This window comes from Levilactobacillus sp. FUA 3915 (genome assembly GCF_044053135.1).
In the GTDB taxonomy this organism is placed as follows: Bacteria; Bacillota; Bacilli; order Lactobacillales; family Lactobacillaceae; genus Levilactobacillus; species Levilactobacillus lanxiensis.
On the sequence record NZ_CP168704.1, the window covers coordinates 2,968,072 to 2,994,011 of the forward strand.

A 25,940-nucleotide genomic window follows, 5' to 3' on the forward strand; every position below is an offset into this window, starting at 1 on the left:
TGCTAAGCCTCCCGCGTCACCTCAAAGAACCAACGCGTGGTGTCAGAGGTGGGTTCACTGTTCCCAAAGTCTGCGCTGACCCGTTTAACCGTCAACCCAGCCTTGGCCAAAGCCTGCTGGTAATCGGGTAAGTCATAGGTCCGCTCATGATGAAGCTCGGTCACCTTCCGATACTCCCCGGTCGTTTCGTTCTTGGTAAAGAAGGCCAGGTCGTGTTCGGCAGCGTGTTCTTCGTCCTCGATACCATAGCTGGTCCAGACGAAGGCCCGGGTCTCATCGACGTAATTATACATGTAGCCTGGGTAGACGTCATCCGTTTGGTGTGGGGTAATCACATCAAATAGGAATTGACCGCCCACAGCCAAGTGGTCATGCACTTGGGTAAACGCCTGTGTCACGGCGTCCAAGTCCGTTAAATAACAGAAGGAATCCGCGAAGCACGTTACCGTTTGGTACTGGCCAATCTCACTGAGATCCAGCATGTTGCCCGCCATCAAGGGCAGGCTCACGTCGGCCTCAGCAGCGTGCTTAGCCGCCAGCGCCAGCATGTCTTCACTGAGGTCCAGTCCACTGACCTGGTAGCCCTGTTGCGCCAATAGGACGCCTAATCGGCCGCTCCCACAAGCAAGGTCCAAGAGTTCCCCACTCGTTGGGGCTACCCGTTCAGCGACAAAATCCAGCCATTGGTCGTACATGGCTGGATCAAATAATTCGTCGTAAAGCTCCGCAAAGGATTGATAGATCATGCTTCAACCCATTGACCCAGATCAACTTCTGGGGCGTCTGACCAGAGCTTTTCTAAGTTGTAGTGACTCCGTTGTTCTTTTTGGAAAACGTGCACAACCACGTCGCCTAAGTCAATCAGAATCCAGTCGGCATTGTTCCGGCCTTCAACATCCTTGACGGTCACATCGTTGGCACCCATTTGATCAATGATCTCATCGGCAATGGCTTGGACCTGACGACTGGAGTTGGCTTCCATAATCAGGAAGTAATCCGCCATCAGACTCACCTTGTTCATATCTAAGGCAGTCATATCCTCTGCCCGCTTGTTTTCTGCAGCCTTAACCGCAATTTCTAAAATTTGTTTGCTTTCCATGCATTTTCTCCTCTCAAACGTTCGGATAACGTGGCACCCACGCATTGTAGGTGTCAATGGACTTGGGGTAGACCGGTTTCCCGTTTTCTACCAAGTATGCCAAGGTATGTTTTGCCTGAAAGGCCACCGCCTTAGCCAAGTTCTTATCCGCTAACTGCCGTGCCTCATCGACCCCGGGGAAATCTCTAGCCGGTTCAATGTAATCCGCCGTATAGATGATCTGCTCCAATGGTGACATATAAATGGCCCCAGTGGTATGGTGCCGCACAGCGTTTAAAATGTCTTCATCATAGATACCCAATTCATGCTTGATCAGCTCAGCACCAACCACCCCATGCCAAATCGCATTGCCGTAATCCAGCAAAATGGGATTCAGGTGGTACTGCTTGATGGCCGCAATAAAATCCTCATCGGGTCGTTGCTTGGCGTAATCGTGGACCAGACCAGCAATGCTAGCCTTTTCCACATCAACGTCGTTCATTTGGGCCAAGGCAATGGCCGTTTGTTCCACCCGCTGAACGTGTTTAAAGCGTTTTGGTTTGAGCTGTTTTTCAATTTTCGCCAGCAACTCGTCACGAGTGCCCGCGAAAAGGTGTTCCGTGTAGGTTAGTTCAGTCACGATATAATAAATGCTCCTTTATATAGAGATCGACCATGGTTGGCACCAGGTAGCGCACGGATTGTCCGCGGCGAACCTGTTCCCGCACCATCGTTGAACTAATGCCAATTTGAGGAACGTCGACCCACAGGACGGGGTACGGCGACTCGCGATTAAATCCCTGACGACAGACGCCCACAAACTGAACTAGTTTCGTCAGTTCATCGATTCGGTACCACTTCGGTAAGTAAGCGACCATGTCGCCCCCAATAATAAAGTAATACTGATTCTCCGGATGAGCTTGCGTCAGCTGGACCATGGTATCGTACGTATAGCTCCGACCACCCCGTTCAACCTCGGTCAACTCTAGGTCGAACCGTGGATTGTCCTTGATGGCCGCTTGCACCATGGCGACCCGGTCTTTCGCCGGAATCGTCAGCTTCCGATCAACGTGTGGCGGCTCAGCATCGGGCATGAATAACACTTTATCCAGCCCCAGTTGGGTCGCCACTTGGTCCGCAATCACCAGGTGTCCAAGATGGGGCGGATTAAACGTCCCCCCCAGAATCCCGATGCGCCGTTTCTTAGCCGTCGCTGCCATCTCAGTAGCGACCTGCGTACTCGTTCGTTCTAGGATTTTTACCACGACTGCCAGACCTCCCTACATGTTTTCCACGATTGGTGAAATCTTTTGGTTTTCTTCTTCAGTCGCGACCCGGTACAAGACCAGGACCCGGCCGATGGTTTGGACCACTTGAATGTCCGTATTGTCTTCGATGAAGGCCTTGGTCTCCTCAACCGACACGTCGGCACTCTGTTGTAAATTGATTTTGATCAGTTCCCGGTTTTCCAGGGCGCCGGTCAGTTGTTCCAACCAGGCCTGGGTCAAGCCGTTCTTCCCCACTGAAAAGAGTGGGCGCATAGCGTGGGCGTGAGCCCGTAAGTAGCGTTTTTGTTTCCCTCGTAGCAAATTGTCGTCCTCCATATTTTTAAATCATCGCGCGGCGAATCAAGACGCCGACGCCAGCGGGTGCCCAACCGGTCACGTTAATGCCAGCGGGTACCGTAATCCAACCGAGGCCTTCAAAGACCAAATCACTCTTCACCGTGGTCTTAAATTCATGGGCAACCAGTGGTGGGAAGTCATCTTTATTGTCAGCGTGTGGTGGGGTTAAGAGCTCACCCAATTGGCGCGCATAAAAGTCATCGGCATTCTCCAGCTTCGTGCGGTGAATGTATAAGTTGTTTTCAAAGTAAGCCGTGAACCCATTCTTAGGGCCCTTGGTGTAGTCAAACCGGGCAATTCCGCCTAAGAACAACGTTTGTTGATCATTCAGCTGGTAGTTCTTCGGTTTGATTGGCTTTTGTGGTGTCACAATCTTGAGGTCTTTACCATCCAAGAAGTGTGCCATCTGTTGGTTTTGAATGATACCGGGGGTGTCAACTAGAACGTGTTCGTCATCCAGGGGCAATTCAATCTTATCCAACGTCGTCCCAGGGAAACGAGACGTCGTAATCAAGTCTTGGACCCCGGTGTTCTGCCGAATAATTTGGTTGATCAACGTTGATTTCCCAACGTTGGTGACCCCAACCACGTACACGTCGCGGTCGCCACGGTACTTGTTGATCAGTTGCAGTAACCCATCAACGGATTGGTTGGTCTTGGCACTTAACAGCGTCACGTCGATTGGCCGTAAGCCCTCTTCGTTGGCCCGTTGCCGCAACCAGTCACGTAACTTGCTCCGCTTCAGTGAGCGGGGTAACAGGTCTTCCTTGTTGCCGACCAGTAAGACGGGGTTACTCCCGACGAACCGGTGCAGACCAGGAATCACACTACCGTTAAAGTCGAAGATATCCACAACGTAAACAATTAAAGCGTTGGCGTCTTGAATTTGCGTTAAAAGGTTTAAGAAATCATCGTCCGTCAGACCGACAGGCACGATTTCGTTGTAATGCCGTAACCGGAAACACCGTTGGCAATAGACTTCTTCCTTCTCAATCCCTTTATCTAACGCCGATTGGGGGGTGTACCCCGGCGCCGTCTTGTCCGTTGTCTGAACCACCGCGCCACAGCCAATGCAGTGCAACGGTTCACCATCGATTAATACCGGTTCAATGTGTTTTTCGTTCATTAAGATCCTCCTGCCAAGTTAATTCTGGGTAGCTGCGGTGCAAGCGCCACATCACTACCTTTTCCAATAACCGATTACCCTTCGTGATCCAGGCATCCGATTTCAAAATGGGTTTGACTAAGACACTCCGCACGCCGCTATGATGCGCCGCCCAGACGTCCGTCAACAACTGATCACCTACCATGACCACCTCATCGCGACGTAAATGCCAGCGACGAAGCGCCCGGTTCAACCCCAGGGCGAATGGTTTTAACGCCCGGTGAATGTAGGGTAAGTTAAACGGTGCCACGGCACGGTCGACCCGTGCGCGACTATTGTTCGACACCACAATGACCTGAATCCCGGCCAATTCTAGCAAATTGAGCCAGTGATGCAATTCGGGTGTCCCATCCGGATTATTCCACGCAATCAGCGTGTTATCCAGGTCAGTCAGGACCACCTTGATGCCGTTTGCCCGTAAATCCGCCGGCGTTAAATCATATATGTTCGTAACCATCCACGTGGGCTTGAATCCAGAAACCATGCGGGTGACTGCCCCCCTTCGTTCGTTTGCCAGTAATGGCATGTCTAGCTTTTTATTATACGCAATTTTCACCAATTTTACCACCATCAAGGGCTATCAATGGTAGCTAATAAAAAAGACCTCGCTTGAACAGCGAAGTCCTTTGAAATGACTGAATTAAGCAGCCAAAGCTTCTTTAGCTTGGTCAGCTAAAGCTGTGAATGCAGCAGCATCGTTCACTGCTAAATCAGCTAACATCTTACGGTTAACGTCGATGTTGGCTAACTTCAAACCGTGCATCAACTTGCTGTAGCTCAGACCGTTCATCCGGGCTGCGGCGTTGATCCGGGCAATCCAAAGCTTCCGGAAGTTACGCTTAGTGGCTTTACGGTCACGGAAGGCGTATTGACGGCCCTTCATGACTTGGTCCTTAGCTACCTTAAATAAACGGTGCTTTGAACCACGGTAACCCTTAGCTAACTTTAAAACCTTTTTGCGACGTGCGCGTGTAACAGTACCGCCTTTAACTCGTGGCATAATCTTTTCCTCCTAAATCAATTCAAACATTATGTCGACATTTCGTCGACCCGAAAAATATGTGACTAACTTACTTGATTACTTTTGCAGTAATTGACGGTAAGTGTTGATAGTCGTTTCGTTCATCATCCGGGTACCACGAAGGTTCCGGCGTTGCTTCTTGGTCTTACCGTGGAAACGGTGAGACGTGTATGCATTGGCACTCTTGATACCGCCCTTGGCAGTTACTTTGAAACGCTTAGCTGCGGCGCGGTTAGTCTTCATCTTTGGCATAATACGAAATATCCTCCTTAAATCGGTAGCTGGGCTACCCAATCAATTACTTATTCTCTGCGATGGGCGAAAGCATTAAGAACATGCTCCGACCGTCCATCTTAGGCCGTTGTTCAACCGTGGCGACATCAGAAGTTTCCTGAGCCATCCGGTTGAGCACCTCACGACCAATGTCTTTATGAGTAATAGCCCGGCCCTTAAACCGAATTGAGACCCGAACTTTTTCACCCTTAGCCAAGAACTTTTTAGCGTTCTTCAGCTTGGTGTTAAAGTCGTTGGTATCAATGGTAGGACTTAACCGTACTTCTTTGACACTGACCACTTTTTGCTTTTTACGAGCTTCGCGTTGCTTTTTTTGCAACTCGAAACGGTATTTCCCGTAGTCCATGATGCGGGCTACTGGTGGCTTAGCTTTCGGTGCAACCAAAACTAAATCGAGGTTTGCGTCTTCGGCGATCTGTAAAGCATCGTGTTTGGACTTAATACCCAATTGTTCACCATCATCGGCAATCAATCGAACTTCGCGTGCGCGAATACCCTCGTTGACAATCGTGTCGTTTGCTATGGTAATCCACCTCCAAATTAATCTCGAGAACTGCAGAAATCTCACTCACAAAAAATGCGGGAACCTTTGATCACAATCAAACGGCTCCCGCATGAAATCCAATCAAAAGATTGAACTAACGTGCATATCCAGCCCAGCAGCGTCAGCCACAGGGCGAGAAGCGGAAGCCTCTGCTTAATTTCTCAACTTAACCATCATACCAGCTACCCGGTTACCTGTCAACGGGTCTTCCCCATTTTTTCAGACAACCGGCAGAAATATCACTGAGACGGTCTAGCCATCTAATTAGCTGACTTGGCCCCGGTGCCCAGGACCTGGTCACTGTGATCCAACCGATTAATCACAAAGGTCAGCACCACAATCAGAAAACCAATCACGTAAACCCAGTGCAATCCATTATACAGGATATGCCGCAGGGCTGGCAATAACTTTTCTGGCAGTTGGCTCGCCGTCTGGGGATTGATCAACCGGTTCATCATCGCCATGCTGGTTCCGGCATAGTGCGCCAGTCCCCGTTGCATCCCCGTGTTCAAGATAATCCCAAAGACGGAGACCATCAGCGTTTGCCCAATCGTCCGCCCCAGCGTGTTAAATGAGGTCGCCACCCCCCACGTTTTCAGCGGAGACCAACCGTTGGGACGTCAGGGTCGTCGTAGTCATCGCTATCCCAAAGCCGAAACCGTTAATGGCCGTGATGATGAAGAACCAGCCAAATGACGCCTGTAAGGGCAATAAGGCCAACGCCAGGCCGGCCACTAGAATAAATGACAGGCTGAAGTACAGGATTCGCCGTGGCGTCCAGCGTGCCAGGAAGTAACTCGTCGCAAAGGCACCGACGACCCACATCAGTGAGTTGGGCGTCAACGCCAACCCAGCGACCGAAGCAGAGACGCCGTGAATTCCCTGGCCCCAGGTTGGCACATAGACGGTCAAGGCCATCAGGTAGCCGTTGATCAGCGCCGCAATCGCATTTTGGACAATGAAGGGCCGATTCTTAAAGAGTTCCAGTGAAATGATCGGGTCGACCGCGCGCTGCTCGCGACGAATGAACAGGACTAAACTGACGGCGCTCACGACCAGTCCAGCCGCGAAGAGGCCCCAGTGAATCGGCTGGCTACTGAGCACCTGAAAACTCAGCATCAACGTGAGCAGACACAGCATCAACCAGAAGCTCCCCAGGTAGTCGATACTGGCCGCGTGCTGGCGCTTGGGTTCGTGTAAATATAATTGAAATAAGATCATGGTCAACAACCCAATCGGGACGTTAATGAAGAAAATCCAGTGCCAGCTGAGCTTATCAATGATAATCCCACCCAGTAAGGGCGCCAGGACCGCCGCGATTCCCCAGGCGGAGTTGGTAATACCCAAGATTTTGGCCCGCTTTTCCAGCGAATAAATATCGGCAATAATGGTCATGGACACCGGCAGTAAGGCCCCGATTCCCTGAATGGCGCGCCAGAAAATCAGTACCGGCATCGTCTGGGACAAGCCGCTCATGGCCGAGCCCACGATAAACACGGCTAGACCGAACTGCATGACGGGTTTACGACCAATCACATCGGCCAGCTTGCCATAAATGGGGGTCACCATGGCCGTTGCCAATAAGTAAATCGAAAAGACCCAGTTCATCAGGGCCACCCCATGCAGGCTCCCCACAATGGTTGGCAGCGCCGTCGACACGATAGTCCCCTCCACCGCGCTCACGAACGTCGCCACGTAAATGGCAATTGTGACAGCGAGCACGTTGGTCTTTGACTGTGACATCTCAAACATCTTCCTTCTAAAGCACAAGTTCTTCAAGCCAGCGCTAGCAATTCACTAACCGGCTGACTTTTAACCCGCTTAGATTTTAGTCTACCACTCTAACCACTTCCTCGACAGGCCTCGCATAACCGCTGCAACACGCCAAACATAGTCTGGGGCAAGCCCCCAGGCTCTATTTGTGTACCCACTTATATGGCCGAAACGTGCGACAAAAGGCAGCCGGTTCCGCTTAAAACTGCTAACCGCCTTTTGTCCCACTCTCCAAACAAAAACGGGGCCGTCATTAGCGACGACCCCGTTCCTTCTATTCTCTGGTTGTTGACCAGAAACGTTTAAATTTAGTTTTCTTCGCGACTGTATGAAGCGATGTCGCCGAGGATTTCCTTGACGAAGGCATCACTGCTCATGGAGTTGCTGTCGTCTTCCCCGTACTTCCGGACAGAGACAGTGCCATTAGCCATTTCGTCTTCACCAACAACCAACGTGTATGGAATCTTGTGCGTTTGGGCATCCCGAATCAGGTAACCCATCTTTTCACCACGCTTGTCGACGTTGACCCGCACATCAGCAGCCTTTAATTCAGCAGCTAACTTGTCGGCGTAAGCACCATGCTTTTCTTCGGAAACAGGAATGATGGTGACTTGCTTAGGGGCTAACCAGGTTGGGAAGGCACCCTTGTAGATTTCAGTCAGGTAAGCGGTGAACCGTTCCATGGTTGAAACCAGGCCACGGTGAATCATAACTGGACGGTGTTCTTCACCATCGGCACCGACGTAGTGTAAGTCGAAGCGTTCTGGCAACATGAAGTCCAATTGGATGGTTGAGAGCGTTTCTTCGTTCCCAAGGGCCGTCTTGGTTTGGACGTCCAACTTAGGACCGTAGAAGGCAGCTTCCCCTTCGGCTTCAACGTAAGGCAAGCCAAGGTCATCCATGGCACCCTTCAACATCTTTTGGGCGTTGTTCCACATTTCATCATCGTCGAAGTACTTTTCCGTGTTCTTAGGGTCACGGTAGCTCAGACGGAACGTGTAGTCCTTGATGTCAAAGTCTTTGTAAACCTTAACCATCAAGTCCAGGATGCTCTTGAATTCATCTTGGATTTGTTCTGGGGCAACGAACGTGTGACCATCGTTCAAGGTCATTTCACGAACCCGTTGCAGACCACTCAGGGCACCGGACTTTTCGTAACGGTGCATCATCCCTAATTCAGCGATCCGTAATGGGAGTTCACGGTAAGAACGGATGTGGTGGTTGTAAATTTGAATATGGCTTGGGCAGTTCATTGGCCGTAATTCAAGTTGTTCGCCATCACCCATGTCCATTGGTGGGAACATGTCTTCACGGTAGTGGGCCCAGTGACCGGATTGCTTGTACAGATCCAGGTTGGCCAGAACTGGCGTGTAAACGTGTTGGTAACCGTTAGCAACTTCCTTGTCGATGATGTAACGTTCGATGGTCCGACGAATCGTGGCACCGTTTGGCATCCAGTATGGTAAACCGGCACCGACCTTAGGGTCAACGAAGAACAAGTCCAGTTGGTTCCCAATGACACGGTGGTCACGTTCGCGGGCTTCTTGGCGCTTGGCCAAGTCAGCATCTAAGTCAGCTTGCTTGTAGAAGGCCGTCCCGTAAATCCGTTGGAGCATTGGGTTTGAGGACTTGCCTTGCCAGTAAGCACCGGCAACGGAGAGCAACTTGAACTTCTTTACGTCGCCCGTGTTGGCTAATTGGGCACCGTCGCTGAGGACTTGGTAATCACCAATCTTCAGGAACGAAACGGCGTCGCCATCAACGGCATTGATCAATTCAGTGGTGTAAGGGTCATCCTTGGCAGTGGCTAAGGCATCGGCCTTGCTCAAAGAAATCCGTTCGATGTCTGACTTGTCGCTCACTAACTTTTCAACGATCACAGACAAAGCGTCCAGTTCATCAACGCTCACTTGTTGGTCGTCCTTGTCGGTGTCGACAAAGAACCCGTCTTCATCGGCGCTCACTTCACCCAAACGAATGGCTGGGAATTGCTTCTTCAACGCGATCCGGACTAAGGCTGCGGTCGTGTTCCGCAGAACGCTCAAGCCTTCGTCGCTATCCTTGGTGACGATTTCGATGGCACCGTCGCCTGACAATGGGGTCAAGTAGTCGACCAGTTTGCCGTTTAACTTACCGGCAACGGCCTTCTTAGCTAAGCTGATAGAAATGGATTTCGCAACGTCAGCGGGCGTCGTGCCTTCTGGGAAGTCCTTAGACTTGCCATCGGGGAATTTGATTGAAATATCTGCCATAATGATGATCTCCCTTATTGAAATTTGGGTAAATTACGCAAAAAGTCCCCAGCACCTGCAATAGGCACTGGGGACGTCAATAACGTGGTTCCACCCGATATTTTTCACGAGACTGGTCCCGTGAACTCTAATCGTCGATAACGGAACGGACCGGCCGAAAATTTCCTTTCGACAGCTTGTGGAAAGCGGTAATGTTAACGGTCGCTAAGTCGGCTTCCAAGCAAGGCCAACTCTTCCTGTGAACGATCCCATCAACACCATGTCTTTCGTCATAGCTCTTTGGTTTCAAAGACTATTAAACACTTGCCAGCGAAAGTTGTCAAGGCCCCGCCGGAAAAAAGAGTGGGACAAAGGACGGTTTGCCGGCGAGCATTAAGGCTGATAACCGAATCATCCCGGGCTTGGATGGTTTGGTCATCAGTTTTAAGCGGAACCGGCTGTCCTTTGGCGCACGTTTCAGCCAGAGAAAAATTAACCGCAAGTTAAAAAGGCAGGACCACCGCCCTACCTCAAAAAATTATTTATTGTGGTCGCCGGTTCACACCGACCATCGTGATCTCCCGGGCCAGGAAACGAATCCGTTGCATCAGCCGTTGGGCCTTCAAGGGTTCGTCATCCCCGCGCGTGGAGATGCGCAAGTGTTCCTTCTCCAACTGCTCCATCGAGAAGTTTGAGCTAAAGAACGTCGGTAACTCTTCTTGCATCCGGTATTCCAAAATCACTCCGAGAATATCATCACGGACCCAAGCAGACATCGCGTCCGCCCCGATGTCATCGATCATTAAGACCGGTGACTTCTTGAGGGCGTCTAGTTTTTCCGCGACCCCATTTTGGGCAATCGCGTTCTTCATTTCCACCGCAAAACTGGGGAAGTGAACTAACGTGGTGGAGAACCCATCCGTCGCGAGTTGATTGGCAATGGCGGCCAGCAAGTAGGTCTTGCCCACGCCAAAGCTCCCCTGCAAGTACAGGGCCTGGTGCCGTCGGTTGGGACTGGCTTCGTAAGCGTCGACAAAGTCTAACGCCGCCATCAAGGCTTCGGCCCGATCAGAATCCTGATCAAAGTTTTTAAAGTCAGCCTCACGAATACTCTTCGGCATGGCAATCGACTTCACCCGTTGCCACAATTGTTGTTGGGCTTGCTTCTCCTGGGTCGCCTTGGTTGGCACGTAGGCCACGTCAATCAGATGGTTGGACACGATGAGCTGGGGTTCATATCCCGCCGCAAAGGTCGTGCCCCCATTCGCTAACTTTTCCCGTTCGCTGACAAATTCGTAGAGTTTGGCCGCTGAACGCGTCATCACGTCTTCCGCCAGCTCCTCCTTGTGGGCCTGGTAAAAGGCCGTCACGGTTGGATCATCGTAGACTTTGGCCATCAGTTGACGGTAGTTATCGTTTAAATGCCGTTGATTCATCAGATGTTGCATGGTTTTACTTAAATCTTCCATCAGTTAATCCTCCTTCCCATCCGCGGTGCGTTCCTGAAGCCGCGCAATGCGCTCTTGTAATTTCTGTTGTTGGGCCGGTGACAGCTTGGCCTGCGTCGTTTGTGACTGGGCCTCAGCCGGTTTCTTTGCCCAGTCCGGTAGTGTCTCCTTGACCGTAGGCTGACGGTTACGCGACCGTCGCGGCTTGCTGGCCGTCTGCTGGTGCTCGCGAATTTCCTTAATGGCCGCCTGGGGCGTTTGAATTTTCTTCATACTCCAGTCATTGGCAATCGAATCCATGAGGGCCTTAGACAGCGTTGGCTTGTCCGAATCCACCAGCATGTGGTAGATCAGCACGTTTAACACCGACTGTGGAAACAGCTGACGACTGACCTGGTCGCGGATGATGCGCTGCTCACCGTCCGTGATGTAGCCGCCGCGCTTTTGCTTGATTGCCTGTAAAAAAACTGCGGGCACCGTGGTATTCGCCACCTTGATCAACGCCTGTTCGGCGGAACTCAGGTGCTGATCCGTCGGTGCCTGGGCCAATGTCGCGGCAGAGGGCGTCTGTTCGCTAGCCGCCGGTTGGGCGCGGTGTTGTTGGCCAAAACTCTGAGCAATCACCCGTTTGAACTGTTCGGGGTCAAATTGATTCGTTGCCAAATCCGTTGCTTCACCCACGTACCGGGCCATGGTGACCTCATCCAGGCCGTACGTCGCGTGCTCCGTCAATAATAGCTGACGTTGGCTCCGTAATGCCCGGGTGTCAATGAATGAGTGCTCTAAAATGTCGCCTAATAATTTAAAATCAAAGTCCTCATGGTTGGTCCCTTGCAACGCTGGTGCGCCGGCGTCAACCGGCAACTCATCGCGCGTCGCCGTGATGGCGGCTGGGAGTTGCTTGAGCTCTTGCCCATCCACGTGAAAGACGTCCAGAAAGTTCTTGGTAATATCCACTTCATCCGCAGAATCAGTGGTCTGCGGCGTGTTGTGGGTAACCAGGGACCGATAAACCTCTTCCCCGACCACGCCCAACAGCTGAACGCTCAACAGATCATCGCGAAAGAAGTCTGCCGGCTGAAGTGGGGCCCGCAGCTCATAAATGAAGCTGGTCAACTCATTGGCCGTCTTCACCTTAGTCGTCAGTAACCCCGCAGCCTCCAGGCGTAACCGGGCCTCATAGAAATGGGCCAGGTCCATCCCCAGCAGTCCCAGCAGGGTGGCGTGACGCTTGTACGTCGCCCGTTCGGGGAGCCAAAAAAGGGCCGAGTAAAGCCCCGCGGCACTCGGTCCAATGATTGGCTGATAAAGCTGGGTCAACGTCTGCCAACTTTGATCCGTCAAGCGGTCCGCTAGCCGCACCAGGAATCCCGTTCGCGGTTTTAATTGATGCCAGGAATCCTCCATGCGTTATTTCCCCTCACTTTGCCCCTGGTCCCCTGAATCTGGGTCAGAGTCCTGTTGGGCCTTTTGCTTATCCTTATCGAGCATGTCCTTCAACTCGTTGAAGAACACCCCGGTATCCTTGAATTGCCGGTAAACGCTGGCAAAGCGGATATAAGCGATTTCATCCACATCTACGAGCCGGTTCATCACGTATTCCCCAATTAATTGACTGGAAATTTCGTTGACGCCCAGCGCGCGAATTTTATTTTCAACTTCATCCACGATATTGGTCATGACGTCCATCCCCACTGGTCGTTTCTCAGCGGAGCGGATGATGCCTCGTAGAATTTTCTCCCGGTTAAATTCCTCCCGGGTCCCGTTTTTCTTAATTACCAACAGTGGCGTCACTTCGACGCGCTCAAACGTCGTGAACCGAAAACCACAGTTCTCGCACTCACGACGCCGGCGAATCACGCGGCCGTCGTCGGTGGGCCGACTGTCGACGACCCGCGATCCATTATGATGACAGTGTGGACACTGCATTATTGGTCACCTCGTTTTAAATGGTTACTCTTGCCAAATTTATTGGCGTCAAGCCATTTTACCACTTGTTGGCGCGTTTGGGCAATCGTGCCCCCGTTGTCAATAACCACCGTGGCCTGCGCAATCTTCCGGTCGATGGGCCATTGCCGGTCCATCCGGGCCTGGGCATCGGCCGTCGATAACCCATCACGGGCCATTAGTCGTTGCCGCTGGGTCGTGGCATCGGTCGCCACGACCATCACGTGATCGACCAAGTGAATCAGGTAACCGACCTCAAAGAACGTGGGCGCATCAATGAGAACCACGGGCACCCGCTGCGCCTGATAGCCCGCCAATTGTCGCTGAATCTCGTCCTGAATCAAGGGTGTCGTGATGGCCTCGAGACGTGCCAATTCTTCCGGATGAGTAAACACCAACTGGCCCAGCTTTTTCCGGTCCAGTCCGTCTGCGGTCAGGTAGTCTGCCCCAAAGGTCGTGCCAATCTGCTTGAGACCGGCCGACCCCGGTGCGACCACCTGGCGGGCGATGATATCGGCGTCGATGACGGGCAGCTCGGCAGCTCGTAACCAGGCACTCACGGTTGATTTGCCGGTCGCAATGCCCCCGGTCAGTCCCCAGACTTCAGTCATCGGTCAACGCCTCCAATGCTTCCAAAGGCACGGGCTGACAGTGCGGGCAGTAGTGCGTGCCGCGCTGAGCAACCTTGATCTTTACGATTTCCGTGCCGCACCGCTCACAGGGTTCCCCCTCACGCCCGTAGACGTGCAGGTGATTTTGAAATTGCCCCGCCTCGCCAAAGGCCGTCGAGAAGGAGTGTACGGTCGTCCCGTGTCCCTTGATGGCCTGCGCGAGCTCGTCAATAATGTTGCGGCGCAGCGTGGCAAGCTGGTCGGCACTCAGCTCATCGGCTGGTGTCAACGGATTGATTTTTGACAGCCACAAGACCTCATCCACGTAAATGTTGCCCAGACCCGCAATTTTAGACTGGTCCAACAGGAAGGGTTTGACCACCTTGTGAGACTTGCCAAAAATCCGTTGCATATAGGCCAGGGTCAACGTGTCGTCCGTGGGTTCCGGTCCCAGTTTACCCAAGGAGGGCAAGGCCGCCGCCTCGTCTCCAGTTGGGACTAACCGCATCCGACCAAACTTACGGGTGTCGTTGTACCGCAGCTCCCGGCCATCCGTCAGATAGAAGATAACGTGGGTGTGCTTGATCACGGGACTCCCCTTTGGCTGGACATCGTATTTTCCTTCCATCCGCAGGTGTGACACCATAGTCAAGTCGCCACTGAACCGAAACAACAGGTACTTGCCCCGCCGGTCGATGCGTTCAATTTTTCTGCCAATCAATTCCGCCGTAAAGACTTCCGCGTCGGGGGTGACCATCTTGCGGTAGAACACGTCGACATGGTCGATGGTTGCGCCCGCCACCAGGCTGGTCAGCCCGCGCCGAACCGTTTCAACTTCAGGTAATTCTGGCATAACCGTCTCTCCTTTTGCCGCTACTTGGCGTTGTACCAAGTCGGTCCGAAATGACTTTCCACCTTCAACGGAATCTCGAGGTCAACGGCGGAATCCATGACACTTGGCACCAGTTTTTCTAACGTTTCGATCTCATCGGCTGGGGCCTCAAAAATCAATTCATCGTGCACTTGTAAGAGCATCGTGGCTTGTAAGTCCTTGACCGCGTCTTCCATCCGAATCATGGCAATCTTAATGATATCCGCTGCGCTCCCTTGGATTGGCGTGTTCATCGCCGTCCGTTCAGCGAATGACCGTTGGTTAAAGTTGCGGGAGTTAATGTCTGGCAAGTACCGCCGACGATGGGCAATCGTTTCCACGAAGCCCTGTTCCTTAGCCTGCTGAACCATGCGATCCATGTAAGCCTTAACGCCAGGGTATTCTTCAAAGTAGGTGTCAATAAAGTTCTTGGCTTGCTTCCGGGTGATACCAATGTTTTGGGACAACCCAAAGTCACTGATCCCGTAAACGATTCCGAAGTTGACCGCCTTGGCCTGCCGCCGAATATTTGGCGTGACCTCTTCGTCGGGCCCCATCTTAAAGATCCGCCGGGCGGTCGCCGCGTGAATGTCTTCACCTTCACGGAAGGCTTCCTGCATGTTGGCGTCATGACTCATGTGTGCCAAGACCCGCAGTTCAATTTGTGAGTAGTCAGACGAGAAAATCTGCCAGCCCGGATGACGCGGAACAAAGGCCTTCCGAATCGCGCGACCCTCTTCGTTTCGCACCGGAATGTTTTGTAAGTTCGGGTCCACGGAGGACAGCCGCCCGGTCTGCGTCAGCGTCTGCAGGTAACGGGTGTGGACCTTGTGGTCGTCGGGATGAATCACCTTGAGCAGGCCCTCAACGTAGGTGGACTGAATCTTAGAGATCTTGCGGTATTTCAAAATATTCTCCGCAATTGGCGCTTCTGCGGCGAGCTTTTCCAGGACCCCGACCGCCGTCGAGTATCCCGTCTTGGTCTTTTTAATCGGCGGCAAGCCCATCTTTTCAAACAGAATGTGGCCCAGTTGCTTAGGCGAGCCAATGTTAAACTCTTCACCGGCCTCGTTGTAAATGGTCTGTTCAATCTCAGCGAGTTGTTCGGTAAACTTGCTACCCATGGCTTCCAGTTCACTGGCTTCGACCGTGATCCCAGCAATTTCCATCCGGGCCAGGACAAAGGCCATTGGCAATTCAATCTCGCGATAAAGTTGCGTCTGTTCGTTGGTATCCAAGTCCTTGATAAGTTCGGGACGGAGGTTCTCGATAGCCCGTACCTTACGTGCCAGATGTGAGAAGAAGTCCACGTCATCGGCCGGAATAGCTTCCTTGGCGCCCTTGCCGTAGACATCCTCATCCGTCGCCACCTGGTGATAGCCGTGTTCCATGGCCACGCGCCCCAGGTCGTTGCTGTTGTCATAGGTATTCAACAGGTACGAGGCAATCAGGAGGTCACAATCGACCCCGGCCAGCGTAATGTTCAACCGGTTCAAGGCCACGTAGGTCCGTTTGGCGTCAAAGACCTGCTTAGCCACGTCCGCAGATTCCAGCAAGCCCTTGAGTGGGGCCTGTTGCAGGAGGCTCACGTCACGGCTCACGTACCAGTGGTCCTCATGACCAATCACAAAGCCCGCCATTTCAGCCAAATGGTAGTTGTCACCCAGCATTTCCAGGTAAAATTCACAGCCATTGGCAAAGGTTGGCAAGGACTCGAGGTTATCAGCCTTCAACACCGTGAAATCGATGTCCTTCAGACCGGGGGTCGCCGTTGGAGTTTCCCCATCGATCTGCATCTTGCTCAGGAATTGGTTAAAGTTCATCCGTTGATAGAATTCGACCAATTTTTCTTGGTCATCGCCTTCATAAACCAGGTTTTCTACTTGCTTTTTAACAGGGGCATCCCGCAGAATCGTCGCCAATTTCTTAGATAATAGGGCTTCTTCGTGGTCGGCCACCAAGTGTTCCTTTAACTTTTTCGCGGTGATCTCGTCAATATGGTCATAGAGATTCTCAATGCTACCGTACTTGCCAATCAGGTCAACGGCACGCTTAGGCCCCACCCCGGTCACGCCAGGATAGTTGTCGGAGTTGTCCCCTTGTAGCCCTTTGATATCAATGATCTGTTCGGGCGTCACGCCCATTTTTTCTTTGACATAGGCGGGGGTGTAGTGCTCAATGTCACTAACCCCTTTTCTAGAAATGGAGACCGTGGTGTGGGCATCGGCCAACTGGGTCAAATCGCGGTCCCCAGTGACGATGGTCGTGGTGAACCCGTTGTCCTCGGCCTGCTTAGCCAGGGTGCCGATGATGTCATCGGCTTCATAGTCGGGCAGCTCGTAAGTCTGAATGCCCCGGGCAGCCAGCAATTCCTTCACATAGGGAAATTGTTCGGAAAGTTCCGGTGCCGTCTTGGCCCGGCCACCCTTGTAGTCGTCATACATTTTGGTCCGAAATGTCTTCTTGCCGGCATCAAACGCCACTAACGCGTGGGTCGGTTTGACCGTGTCCAGCATGGTTTCCAACATCGTATTGAACCCGTAAATGGCGTTGGTGTGCAGGCCTTCGCTGTTGGTGAACTTGCCTAAAGCCGTGTACAACGCGAAGAAGGCCTTAAACGTGACACTGTTACCATCAATTAATAATAATCGTTTTTCCGCCATGTTACGCTCCTTTCGAGCAACGGTCAGCCGCGCTCGAGTATTCTGTGTCTATTTTACCAAACATTAGAGCAAACCCGAAACGAAATCTAGCGAAACTGGTTAGCCGGAGGCGATTACTTTTGGTCAAACTGAATTCTAAATCAGGTAATCGACTATCCATCTCTGAACTAACAATTAACCTAGTATCGAGGTGGGACCTGTCTCTCAGGTTGAAACCATTCCCAAAAGAAATTGCATAATTCCACCTTGAAGCAACCACGAAGAGAGTGAAAATACGTGCGCCATGTCAGTGACCAGAGGCGGGCCAAGCTGGCCACCGGACGACCTGAGAGACTGGTGATCTTCCAGGCTTTCAGGCGAGACGGAAGACCGCTTCTCAGGCTAGAGTCGTTCCCCATAGAAAATTGCATAATTCCACCTCAAAACCACCGCGAAGAGAATGAAAATGCGTGCACCATGTCAGTGACCAGAGGTGGATCAAGGTGCCCGGCTGTGTCGATGGACTTGGCTGGAGTCGTTTTCCAGCCTAGTCCATGGGACAACCTTTGAGACCGCCCCTCAGGCTCAAAGTTGAGGTGGAAGCCCGCCCTTCGGCTGGAACCGGCCCCACAGCAGGGCACCTTGAATCCGCCGCCGGGAACGAAAACGAAGCCACCCCATTTTCACGGCAAAAGAAAAAGCACTGGCTGATTTTCGCCAGTGCTCCCGTCAGTAACCTTAGTCGTTGTTCCCACCAAAGATACCGAAGATTTGTAAGAGTTGTAAGAATAAGTTAACGAAGTCCAAGTACAGTTGTAAGGCCCCGTTGACGGCCAGCCCAGTCGTAGAGACTTGGTCACCGTATTGCAGGTACATCTTTTGCATCCGTTGCGTATCCCAAGCGGTTAAGACCGCGAAGATAATCACGGCAACGAACGAGAAGATTAAGGAAGCCAGTGGCAAACGCAAGAACATGTTCACAACCATCGCCACGATCAACCCAATCAAAGCGCCGGTTGCCTGTGTCCCAATCTTGGTTAAATCGCGCTTGGTGAAGGTTCCGATACCCGCCATGGTAATGAAGATAGCGGCACTAGAAACGAAGGCGGCGGTCATGGTTGCCGGCGTATAGACTAGTGCGTACAAGGAAATCACACCGCCCGTAACGACCGCGTAAACGAACAACCCAACTAAGGCAACAGTTGGCCGTTTCATGGACTGCCCACTAATTACGAATGGCAAGATAAACCAGACAATTAGCGGAATCCAAAGACTTCCACCACGCAGATTACTGAGTTGTGAAGCCATGGGGGTCATCATGAATGCCGTCACAGCAGAGACCAACACGGCCGCACCCATCCAGCCAAACATTTTAGTCATGAAGCTGTTGAGGCCGACCTCAGTGTTTACCGTCGTCCGGGGTTGCTGATCATAGTTGTTCATTGAAACGCTCCTTCTTTTTTCAAATCAATTCCCGGCTTAGTCAACCACCATTGGCCGACTAGTTGCGGGTTATTAGAATACATTTTACCAAATCTAATAGTAAACACAAGTAATGTGTTCAGATTTTAAAGGATACACGCCAATGACTAACCACTACTTACTCGATGACTGACCGGCACCACCCTCGTTGTCAGCCTCACCACTCGCCCAAACCTTGTTGGCGTAGACCGCGTTGAAGAGCAAGGCGATTTGTAAGGCCACCTGTGACAGGTTGGCGCCCAGTGTCCCGACATTGGTGGCGCCCGTCATGATCTGGAAGGTTAAGATTCCCCAGTAAGCGACGTTAACCACGTTGACCACGATCCACAACGACCAGTTTTCCTTGAACTTTAAGATGTAAAGCAGCTGTGCAATCAAACTGACCACGAAGTTCACGGAATCAAAGTAAGGCAATTGTCCGTGTAATAAGGACAGCACCAACCACCCGGCTGCCCAGGCTGCAAAGGCCGCCGCAAAGATCCAGTTCCGGGTCGATTTCTTAAATGACCGCGTGGCCTCATCATGGCCCCACATATACCAGCCGATGGGTTGCGAAATAACATAAATAATATCCATTGCAAACGACCCATACGCGTGACTGATCCAAGCGACGTAAGTCATGGCGACACATTGAATGAAGCCAAAAATAAATGAAATCTTGCGGCCCTTCATCCCGTAGACCAGGCACAAGACGCCCCCAACCCCAGAAATCATCCCGATAATGCTATCTGGAACAATCGCGTAGACCACGACTTGTAACAAAAGCAAAATCGACACATAAATCATTTCAAACTTTTTCCAGTTGGTAAATAACTGGTTGTACCACCAATTGTGCTGCGTTGCTGTATTCACTTGCATTCTCTCCCCAAAATAAATTGGACTCCCCTGAGCCCTTAAGTTATTAGAATACAGGTTCTCAGCCGAAGTGCAACTCATATCTAACTAATGGATTAAGTCCGTTCATCGCCTGTCCCATCAGTGTTTCGGCAACCCACTCATTTCGCTTAGAATTCGTTTACAGTTTTCAATCGCCATAATTTTTCCAATAAAAAAGACGCCAGTCAGCGACATTCCGCCAACCAGCGTCCCATAAATTTAGTTGTTTTTAAGTGATAAATGGCTCAGTAATTCTTCGTAAGACCGTTCGTACTTTTGCACGTCCCCGGCACCCATGAAGACCACAACGGCGTCATGGAAGTCCAGTAATGGCGACATGTTGTCGACAGTTAAGATTTCGCCGCCCTTAACGATCTTGGCAGCTAAATCCTTACTGGAGACCGCGCCGGCAGTTTCCCGGGCAGAACTGAAGATGTTGGTCAAGAAGACCTTGTCGGCCAAGTTAAGACTCTTAGCGAAATCATCCATCAAGGCAATCGTCCGGCTAAACGTATGTGGCTGGAAGACCGCAATGATTTCCTTGTCCGGATACTTTTGCCGAGCAGCATCCAACGTGGCTTTGATTTCAGATGGATGGTGCGCGTAGTCATCAATGATGGTCATGTCAGCTAACTTACGTTCCGTGAACCGACGCTTAACACCCTTGAAGTCGGCCAATTCATGCTTGATTTCATCCATGTTGACCTTTTCAAAGTAGGACACGGCAATGACGGCCAGACTGTTCAGCACGTTGTGTTCGCCGTACAGGTGGATTTCAAAGTTGCCTAAGAATTCATCGCCATGGTAAACGTCAAAGTTCGAACCGGTCGTTGAACGCTTGATGTTCTTGGCTTGGAAATCATCGCGGTCGCTAGTCCCGTAGTAGTAGACTGGCACGTCCGTCTTTAATTTCCGCAGCTCAGGGTCATCGCCCCAGGCAAAGATGCCCTTCTTGACCTGGTTAGCCCAGGTTTCAAAGGCGCTGTAAACATCATCGATACCCGTGTAATAGTCGGGGTGATCGAAGTCAATGTTCGTCATGATGGCGTAGTCTGGCTTAGTTGCCAGGAAGTGACGCCGGTATTCATCGGCTTCGTAAACGAAGAAGCGGGCGTTAGGCGTCCCCTTCCCAGTCCCATCACCAATTAAGAAAGAGGTTGGGGCCACACCGCTTAACACGTGTGACAACAGACCAGTCGTACTGGTCTTCCCATGGGCACCGGCAACACCAATGCTGGTATAGCCTTCGATTAAGTGACCTAAGAATTCATGGTACCGGTAGACGGGTAAGCCCATCTCCCGGGCCTTTTTAATTTCAGGATGATCATCCGTGAAGGAGTTACCGGCAATAATTGTCAGCCCTTCGTGAATGTTAGCTTCATCAAACGCCATGACGTCGATGCCAGCCTGTTCCAGCCCGCGTTGCGTAAACGTGTACTGGGTAATATCTGACCCTTGAACCTTAAAGCCCTTATCGTGCAAAATCAGAGCGAGGGCACTCATCCCTGATCCTTTAATCCCAACAAAGTGGTAAACCGTTGCGTTATCCATCAAATGATCCTCTTTTCTACTCTTTCGGTAAGGCTCCGATACCCCTCACCGGCCGAGTGACTCTCTATTCATTTTAGCATATCCCCCCACCCCTTAAAAGAAGTCGGCGGAGAAAGACGGTGAGGCCTGTTCAAGCTAAGATGAAAATGGTGCACCCTGGTCGTGTGGTTCCGGCAAGTCCTTACCCAAGTCTTCTGGTGTCAGGTAAACTTCACGCGGCTTGGAGCCGTGTTGCGGTGAAACGTAGTGGTGTTGCTCGAGGTCGTCAATCAAATTGGCAGCCCGGTTGTAGCCAATGGAGAAGACCCGTTGGAGCTTAGACGTTGAAACCGATTTTTCTTGCGCAATATATTCAAGCACTTTCGGCAACAATTCGTCTTGGTTCTCCTCGGCCGTTTCGCGTTGGAGCAAGCCCTTGGGTTCAAAGGCGTAGTGTGGTTGACCCTGAGTCCGCACGAAATCAGTGACCCCGTCGACTTCGGATTCCACGAAGGCTCCTTGTAGCCGCATCGGTTGACTGGCCCCGTTGCCCAGGTACAGCATGTCCCCACGACCCAGCAGGTTTTCGGCACCGGCCGTGTCCAAGATGGTCCGTGAGTCGATTTGACTGGAAACCATGAACGCAATCCGCGTTGGAATGTTGTTCTTGATGGTCCCCGTGACAATATCCACACTTGGCCGTTGGGTGGCGACCAGCAAATGAATCCCGGCAGCCCGGGCTTTTTGGGTAATCCGCACGATGTAATCTTGGACTTCACTGGCGGCCATCATCATCAGGTCGGCCAATTCATCAATAATAATCACAATGTACGGCATCTTCAGGCTCGGTTCGTCGTTGGCATCGGCGCGGTCGTTAAACTGCTCGATGTTGCGGACCCCCGCTGCGGCCAGTTTCTCGTACCGTTCGTCCATTTCCGTGACGACCCACTTGAGGGCTGCCGCAGCGGCCTTGGGGTCGGAAATAACTGGCGATAACAGGTGTGGCAACGCGTCGTACGGCGCCATTTCCACGGCCTTCGGGTCAATCAATAAGAGCTTGACCTGGGCTGGCGTGGCCTTGTACAGGATAGACAGCAGCAGGGAGTTGATGAACACACTCTTCCCGGAGCCAGTCGCCCCGGCAATCAAGCCATGTGGCATCTTCCGCAGGTCGGTCACTTGTGGTTTCCCAAAGAGGTCGACCCCGAGGGCCACCGTCAATGGTGACTCACTATTCTTAAAAGCAGCTGAATTTAAAATTTCTGATAACATGACTGGGCGTGACTTCACGTTTGGAATTTCGATACCGACCGTGGTCTTCCCGGGGATTGGCGCTTCGATTCGAATATCCTTAGCGGCCAAGGCCAATTTTAAATCATCGTTTAAGTTCGTAATCTTGTTAACCTTGACGCCCAGTGCCAGACTAATCTGGAACTGCGTCACGGTAGGCCCAACCGTCCAGTCGGTCACGTGGGCATCCACATGAAAGGCACTCAACGTGGCGTCCAGGACCTCGGCTTGGTGTTCGATCCACTCATCCAAGGCTTCTTCATCGGGTACCACCGGCTTTGGCAAGAGTGAGAGATCTGGGAAATGGTAGCCGCGTTCTGGCGTGGCTTCTTCTGCCGGTGCAGGCGTGGCTGCGGGCCGGTCAAAGAGAGCCAGGTTGCGTTGGTCATTTCCCTCCTCTTGCATGATGTCGCCTAGGGAGTGGCCCAACCCGCGCGTTGGCTTGGCCTTAGCCTTAATGACTGGCTTAGCTGGCTGTGGCGTGGCGTTAGCGGTCGATTCAGGTTCAACCGGGGCCGAATTGTCGTCATCCCCAGTAGCCGTTTCTGGTTCCGCAGCCGTCTGATTTGACTCTGGCGTGGCTGCCGCTGCTGATTCTGGTGCCTCGGCCCGCCGCAAAAGTTCCGTCACTTCGGTTGGCTGTGCCGTGGTTGAGGCTTCTGAGGCCATTGACGTTGGCTCTGCAGGCGTTTCAGGCACAGCAGTCTCTTCGGCTGTTGTAGCTGTCTCATCCTCGTCAGCTGGCGTCTCAACAGGCTCAGTTGCTTTGGCAACGTCCTTGACGCTATCAGCTGGGTCCGCCGATGCCGCACTGGTACCGGTTTCGCTGTCACTGACAACGGCATCAGTCGCCTCCCCTACCGGCATGGGCTCATTGTCCACGGGTAAATAGGCCTGGCTAGTGGCCGTATCAGCTGGCTGTTCCGGATAGAAAATCTCAGTTGGTGCGGGTTCCACGACCTCCGTTGGTTCAGTGGTCGTCGAATTGTTCGCCTCCATTGCCACATCCGCCGTCTCGGCTTCACCGGTCACTTGATCAGTTGTGGGCACAGTCTCAGTTGGTGCGGCAGCCACTGTCGTTGTTTCCGCAGCATCAACGGTTTCGGTTTCATTATTATTGTTATCAGCAACTGACTCTGACGCTGCCTCAGATGAGTCTAGCGTGTCAGTCTCTGGGTCGTTTGTCGTTACTTGTGACTCATCCGTTACCGGCGCTTCATCCACGTCTGACGACTCAGTGCTGGTTACTTCATCTGATGTCTCGCTAGTAAGAGGCGTCGATTCATCAACGGCCGTTTCTGCTACAGCCACGGTGGTATCGTCAGTTGGTGTTGTTTCGTCTACAGTAGCAGCGATTAAATCAGCTGGTTCAGTGCTCAGTGCAGCGGCACTGTTAGCGGCCGTTTCTGCTTGAACGACCGGTGTGGTGGCTGGTTGTTGCACGACCACGTCTGCTGTCGAGCGAACCGTAACGGCCTGGGAACTCGCGGTTGCCGCGCTATCCGGCGTGAAGATGACCGTTGGGGCCGCCTGACTCGCAGGGGTGTCCGTCGCCGGTGCATTGAGAGCGGCTTCATCCGCCGCCGTCCCGTATAACAGGAAACTAGCATCATCCTTGCGAAAACTAGCGATTAGCCGCTGATAGCGTTTGCGCAAAACGGCCGGTTGCCAAACCCGCGACCGTTGCTTGGGAATCTGTGTCACCGCAAAGGGCCGGTAGTTTGCGCTAGCCGCCGCGGCTGCCTCTTCCGGCGTTGGGGCACTGGCCGTCGGCGCCGGTGTTGGCTTGGTCGTCGTTGGTCGGTTGGGTTGTTTAGTTTGATGTAACACGGCCTGGGCAGCACTCTGCGCGGCCGTTTCCCGTTTTTCCTCGCGCTGTTGGCGAAGACGTAACCGGTCATTGCGTTCTTTACGGAGCCGCACCTGTCGTTCAGACCGTTCATCCGTGGTATCATCCATTTGTTCAGGGGTCGGTTCTACCGGAAATTTTCGATAAAATGCCGGTCCATCATAGTGCTCCATGTGTTTCTTCCTCCTTGACGAGCGGACCCGTCGAAATTAATGACTCCTGGGAGGAGACGCCGCCAACCTAGCGGCCACTTAACTCATTCCCTGAATCTCTCTTTTAGTTTCATAAAATCCATAATTGTTAGTCTCCCCTATTGTACACAAAAAAGCAGGTCACCGACAAGGGTTCACCTGCTTTGTAATAATCTTCTTAATCTTTAAAGATGGTTTGGCCCCGTTCGAAGTCAAAAGGTTCCCCAACAACGTAATCATCGGGCAAAATCAAGGCCCCTGGTTTTTGTGGGGCATTGGCCAAGCCTAATTCGCGACCGGAACAAATCATCCCGTTGCTGGCCACGCCCCGCAGCTCGCCCGGCCAAATGATCAGACCGTTGGGCATCATGGCGCCGACCTTGGCAACGACGACCTTGATGTCCGCCTGCATGTTCGGTGAGCCACTCACGATTTGAAGTGATTCATCGTTGTCAACGACCGTTTCCGTGACCAGCAAGTGGTCGGAATCGGGGTGTGGCGTGGCCGTCTTAACGTAACCCACGATGAAGCGTGAGCTGGTTTCGGCAACCAGTTCACCGGCAAAGCCAGCGGCTTCCAGAGCGGTGTTTAAAGCCGCAACGTCTTCGGCGGACAGGTCGATTTGACCATTGCCACTGATTTCGGGTAAGATGCTCGAAATCTCTAAGAAGTTGTAGCCTAACGTTTTTTCAGTTGCGGCGTCGTAGATCCGAGCAATGTTGTCCCGCACCGTGTGGGCCTGAGTCTCAACATCCTGCGCAACAACAACAATTAAAGTATCCCCTAATTCTTGGGGATTGTAACTAGCAATTAACATGTTTGAATCCTTTCCAACGGGTTTTAGTTGGCGTTGGTCGTCAAAGAATTAATAAATTCTTCTACCTCTGCTTTTGTTTTACGATCTTTGTTCACGAGCCGGCCAATTTCTTTGCCATCTTCGTAAGCGATGAAGCTAGGAATGCCAAAGACGTTGAGTTCGATCGCCAAATCAATGTTTTCATCACGGTCGACCGCGACGAATTTGTAGTCAGAATATTCGGCTTCGATTTCTGGCATGGCTGGCTTGCTGAACGCGCAGTCGGGGCACCAAGTAGCGGAGAAGAATAACATCGTCTTGCCGTCCTTCACAACGTCTTGCAATTCAGCCGCAGTCATCTTGGGTAATTGTTCCATGAATAAGCACTCCTTTTAGGTTAGTTTTGAAAGTTAACAAGAACCATTATAGCATGACTGGCAAAATATACACGGGTTTTGTTTGACCGTAGCCGTTTGGGACGACAAATCTAACCGGGCACCCGCCCTATGCAGCCAACGCCATGAACCCGGCAAGCGCCCAGACTGGGTGCTCAGCGTGACCGCTAATCGGGTAAAGACGTGGTAAATTCTCCCCAGATTTTTCCACTCCTGGAGCTAAAACCAAGCGGCTTCACAAGCAACCTGTAAGCGCCACCCGAATTTTTCGATAATTTCTG

At 52.1% G+C, this 25,940-nt stretch carries 23 protein-coding genes, 1 pseudogene and 1 other annotated feature; all 24 genes and pseudogenes read right to left on the reverse strand.

All coding sequences use genetic code 11. The features are described from left to right. Positions 1-2: 2 nt before the first annotated feature. The gene (locus ACEPST_RS13760; protein WP_203645296.1) at positions 3-746 is read right to left on the reverse strand and encodes a class I SAM-dependent DNA methyltransferase; all 744 of its coding nucleotides are present in this window, start codon (positions 744-746) and stop codon (positions 3-5) included. Beyond that, on the reverse strand, positions 743-1,099 hold the full coding sequence (gene rsfS / locus ACEPST_RS13765) for a ribosome silencing factor (protein WP_125765835.1): 357 nt from the start codon (positions 1,097-1,099) through the stop codon (positions 743-745). Before rsfS ends, ACEPST_RS13760 begins: the two co-directional genes overlap by 4 nt. A 13-nt stretch (positions 1,100-1,112) precedes the next feature. Further along, a complete protein-coding gene (yqeK, locus tag ACEPST_RS13770; RefSeq protein WP_204120885.1) occupies positions 1,113-1,721 on the reverse strand; it encodes a bis(5'-nucleosyl)-tetraphosphatase (symmetrical) YqeK in 609 nt (202 codons plus the stop codon). After that, positions 1,711-2,343 carry a nicotinate-nucleotide adenylyltransferase gene (locus ACEPST_RS13775; RefSeq protein ID WP_125765833.1) on the reverse strand — a complete coding sequence of 211 codons (633 nt, stop codon included), beginning with the start codon at positions 2,341-2,343 and terminating at the stop codon, positions 1,711-1,713. Before ACEPST_RS13775 ends, yqeK begins: the two co-directional genes overlap by 11 nt. A gap of 15 nt (positions 2,344-2,358) precedes the next feature. After that, positions 2,359-2,682, reverse strand: a complete 324-nt coding sequence (locus tag ACEPST_RS13780; RefSeq protein WP_125765832.1) for a YhbY family RNA-binding protein — start codon at positions 2,680-2,682, stop codon at positions 2,359-2,361. 4 nt (positions 2,683-2,686) lie between these two features. After that, positions 2,687-3,829, reverse strand: coding sequence for a ribosome biogenesis GTPase YqeH (gene yqeH, locus ACEPST_RS13785; protein ID WP_125765831.1), 1,143 nt, complete (start codon positions 3,827-3,829; stop codon positions 2,687-2,689). Further along, positions 3,810-4,352 (reverse strand): YqeG family HAD IIIA-type phosphatase, encoded by a 543-nt coding sequence (locus tag ACEPST_RS13790; protein WP_203645441.1) that lies wholly within the window; start codon positions 4,350-4,352, stop codon positions 3,810-3,812. The genes yqeH and ACEPST_RS13790 overlap by 20 nt, the downstream gene beginning before the upstream one ends. 156 nt (positions 4,353-4,508) lie before the next feature. Then, positions 4,509-4,868 carry a 50S ribosomal protein L20 gene (gene rplT / locus ACEPST_RS13795; RefSeq protein ID WP_204120847.1) on the reverse strand — a complete coding sequence of 120 codons (360 nt, stop codon included), beginning with the start codon at positions 4,866-4,868 and terminating at the stop codon, positions 4,509-4,511. 78 nt (positions 4,869-4,946) lie between these two features. Further along, positions 4,947-5,141: a 50S ribosomal protein L35 gene (gene rpmI / locus ACEPST_RS13800; protein WP_020090102.1), complete on the reverse strand. Its 195-nt coding sequence runs from the start codon at positions 5,139-5,141 to the stop codon at positions 4,947-4,949. 46 nt (positions 5,142-5,187) lie between these two features. After that, positions 5,188-5,691 carry a translation initiation factor IF-3 gene (gene infC / locus ACEPST_RS13805; protein WP_125765844.1) on the reverse strand — a complete coding sequence of 168 codons (504 nt, stop codon included), beginning with the start codon at positions 5,689-5,691 and terminating at the stop codon, positions 5,188-5,190. 57 nt (positions 5,692-5,748) lie between these two features. Further along, positions 5,749-5,888 (reverse strand) — a sequence feature (ribosomal protein L20 leader region). A 99-nt stretch (positions 5,889-5,987) separates the two neighbouring features. Next, positions 5,988-7,470, reverse strand: a pseudogene (locus ACEPST_RS13810) (MDR family MFS transporter). A gap of 338 nt (positions 7,471-7,808) precedes the next feature. Next, positions 7,809-9,752: a threonine--tRNA ligase gene (gene thrS, locus ACEPST_RS13815; RefSeq protein WP_203645304.1), complete on the reverse strand. Its 1,944-nt coding sequence runs from the start codon at positions 9,750-9,752 to the stop codon at positions 7,809-7,811. 521 nt (positions 9,753-10,273) lie between these two features. Beyond that, complete coding sequence (dnaI, locus tag ACEPST_RS13820) at positions 10,274-11,200, reverse strand: primosomal protein DnaI (protein ID WP_204120848.1); 927 nt, start codon at positions 11,198-11,200, stop codon at positions 10,274-10,276. A gap of 3 nt (positions 11,201-11,203) precedes the next feature. Further along, complete coding sequence (locus tag ACEPST_RS13825; RefSeq protein ID WP_204120849.1) at positions 11,204-12,586, reverse strand: replication initiation and membrane attachment family protein; 1,383 nt, start codon at positions 12,584-12,586, stop codon at positions 11,204-11,206. 3 nt (positions 12,587-12,589) lie between these two features. Beyond that, positions 12,590-13,108: a transcriptional regulator NrdR gene (gene nrdR / locus ACEPST_RS13830; protein WP_203638799.1), complete on the reverse strand. Its 519-nt coding sequence runs from the start codon at positions 13,106-13,108 to the stop codon at positions 12,590-12,592. Beyond that, on the reverse strand, positions 13,108-13,737 hold the full coding sequence (gene coaE / locus ACEPST_RS13835) for a dephospho-CoA kinase (protein WP_204120850.1): 630 nt from the start codon (positions 13,735-13,737) through the stop codon (positions 13,108-13,110). The genes nrdR and coaE overlap by 1 nt, the downstream gene beginning before the upstream one ends. Next, the gene (gene mutM / locus ACEPST_RS13840) at positions 13,730-14,590 is read right to left on the reverse strand and encodes a bifunctional DNA-formamidopyrimidine glycosylase/DNA-(apurinic or apyrimidinic site) lyase (RefSeq protein ID WP_204120851.1); all 861 of its coding nucleotides are present in this window, start codon (positions 14,588-14,590) and stop codon (positions 13,730-13,732) included. The genes coaE and mutM overlap by 8 nt, the downstream gene beginning before the upstream one ends. 20 nt (positions 14,591-14,610) lie before the next feature. After that, positions 14,611-17,271 (reverse strand): DNA polymerase I, encoded by a 2,661-nt coding sequence (gene polA / locus ACEPST_RS13845; protein ID WP_395390446.1) that lies wholly within the window; start codon positions 17,269-17,271, stop codon positions 14,611-14,613. Positions 17,272-17,988: 717 nt separating this feature from the next. Further along, positions 17,989-18,693, reverse strand: coding sequence for a Bax inhibitor-1 family protein (locus tag ACEPST_RS13850; RefSeq protein ID WP_203645328.1), 705 nt, complete (start codon positions 18,691-18,693; stop codon positions 17,989-17,991). Between the two features lie 153 nt (positions 18,694-18,846). Beyond that, on the reverse strand, positions 18,847-19,518 hold the full coding sequence (pnuC, locus tag ACEPST_RS13855; RefSeq protein WP_239064490.1) for a nicotinamide riboside transporter PnuC: 672 nt from the start codon (positions 19,516-19,518) through the stop codon (positions 18,847-18,849). Positions 19,519-19,827: 309 nt separating this feature from the next. Next, positions 19,828-21,159, reverse strand: coding sequence for a UDP-N-acetylmuramate--L-alanine ligase (murC, locus tag ACEPST_RS13860; protein WP_203638807.1), 1,332 nt, complete (start codon positions 21,157-21,159; stop codon positions 19,828-19,830). Positions 21,160-21,294: 135 nt separating this feature from the next. Continuing rightward, complete coding sequence (locus ACEPST_RS13865) at positions 21,295-24,450, reverse strand: DNA translocase FtsK (protein WP_204120854.1); 3,156 nt, start codon at positions 24,448-24,450, stop codon at positions 21,295-21,297. A 196-nt stretch (positions 24,451-24,646) separates the two neighbouring features. Continuing rightward, entirely contained in the window at positions 24,647-25,285 is a 639-nt protein-coding gene (ytpR, locus tag ACEPST_RS13870) for a YtpR family tRNA-binding protein (RefSeq protein WP_204120855.1), read from the reverse strand. Between the two features lie 23 nt (positions 25,286-25,308). Next, complete coding sequence (locus tag ACEPST_RS13875) at positions 25,309-25,641, reverse strand: thioredoxin family protein (protein ID WP_395390447.1); 333 nt, start codon at positions 25,639-25,641, stop codon at positions 25,309-25,311. Positions 25,642-25,940 lie beyond the last annotated feature (299 nt).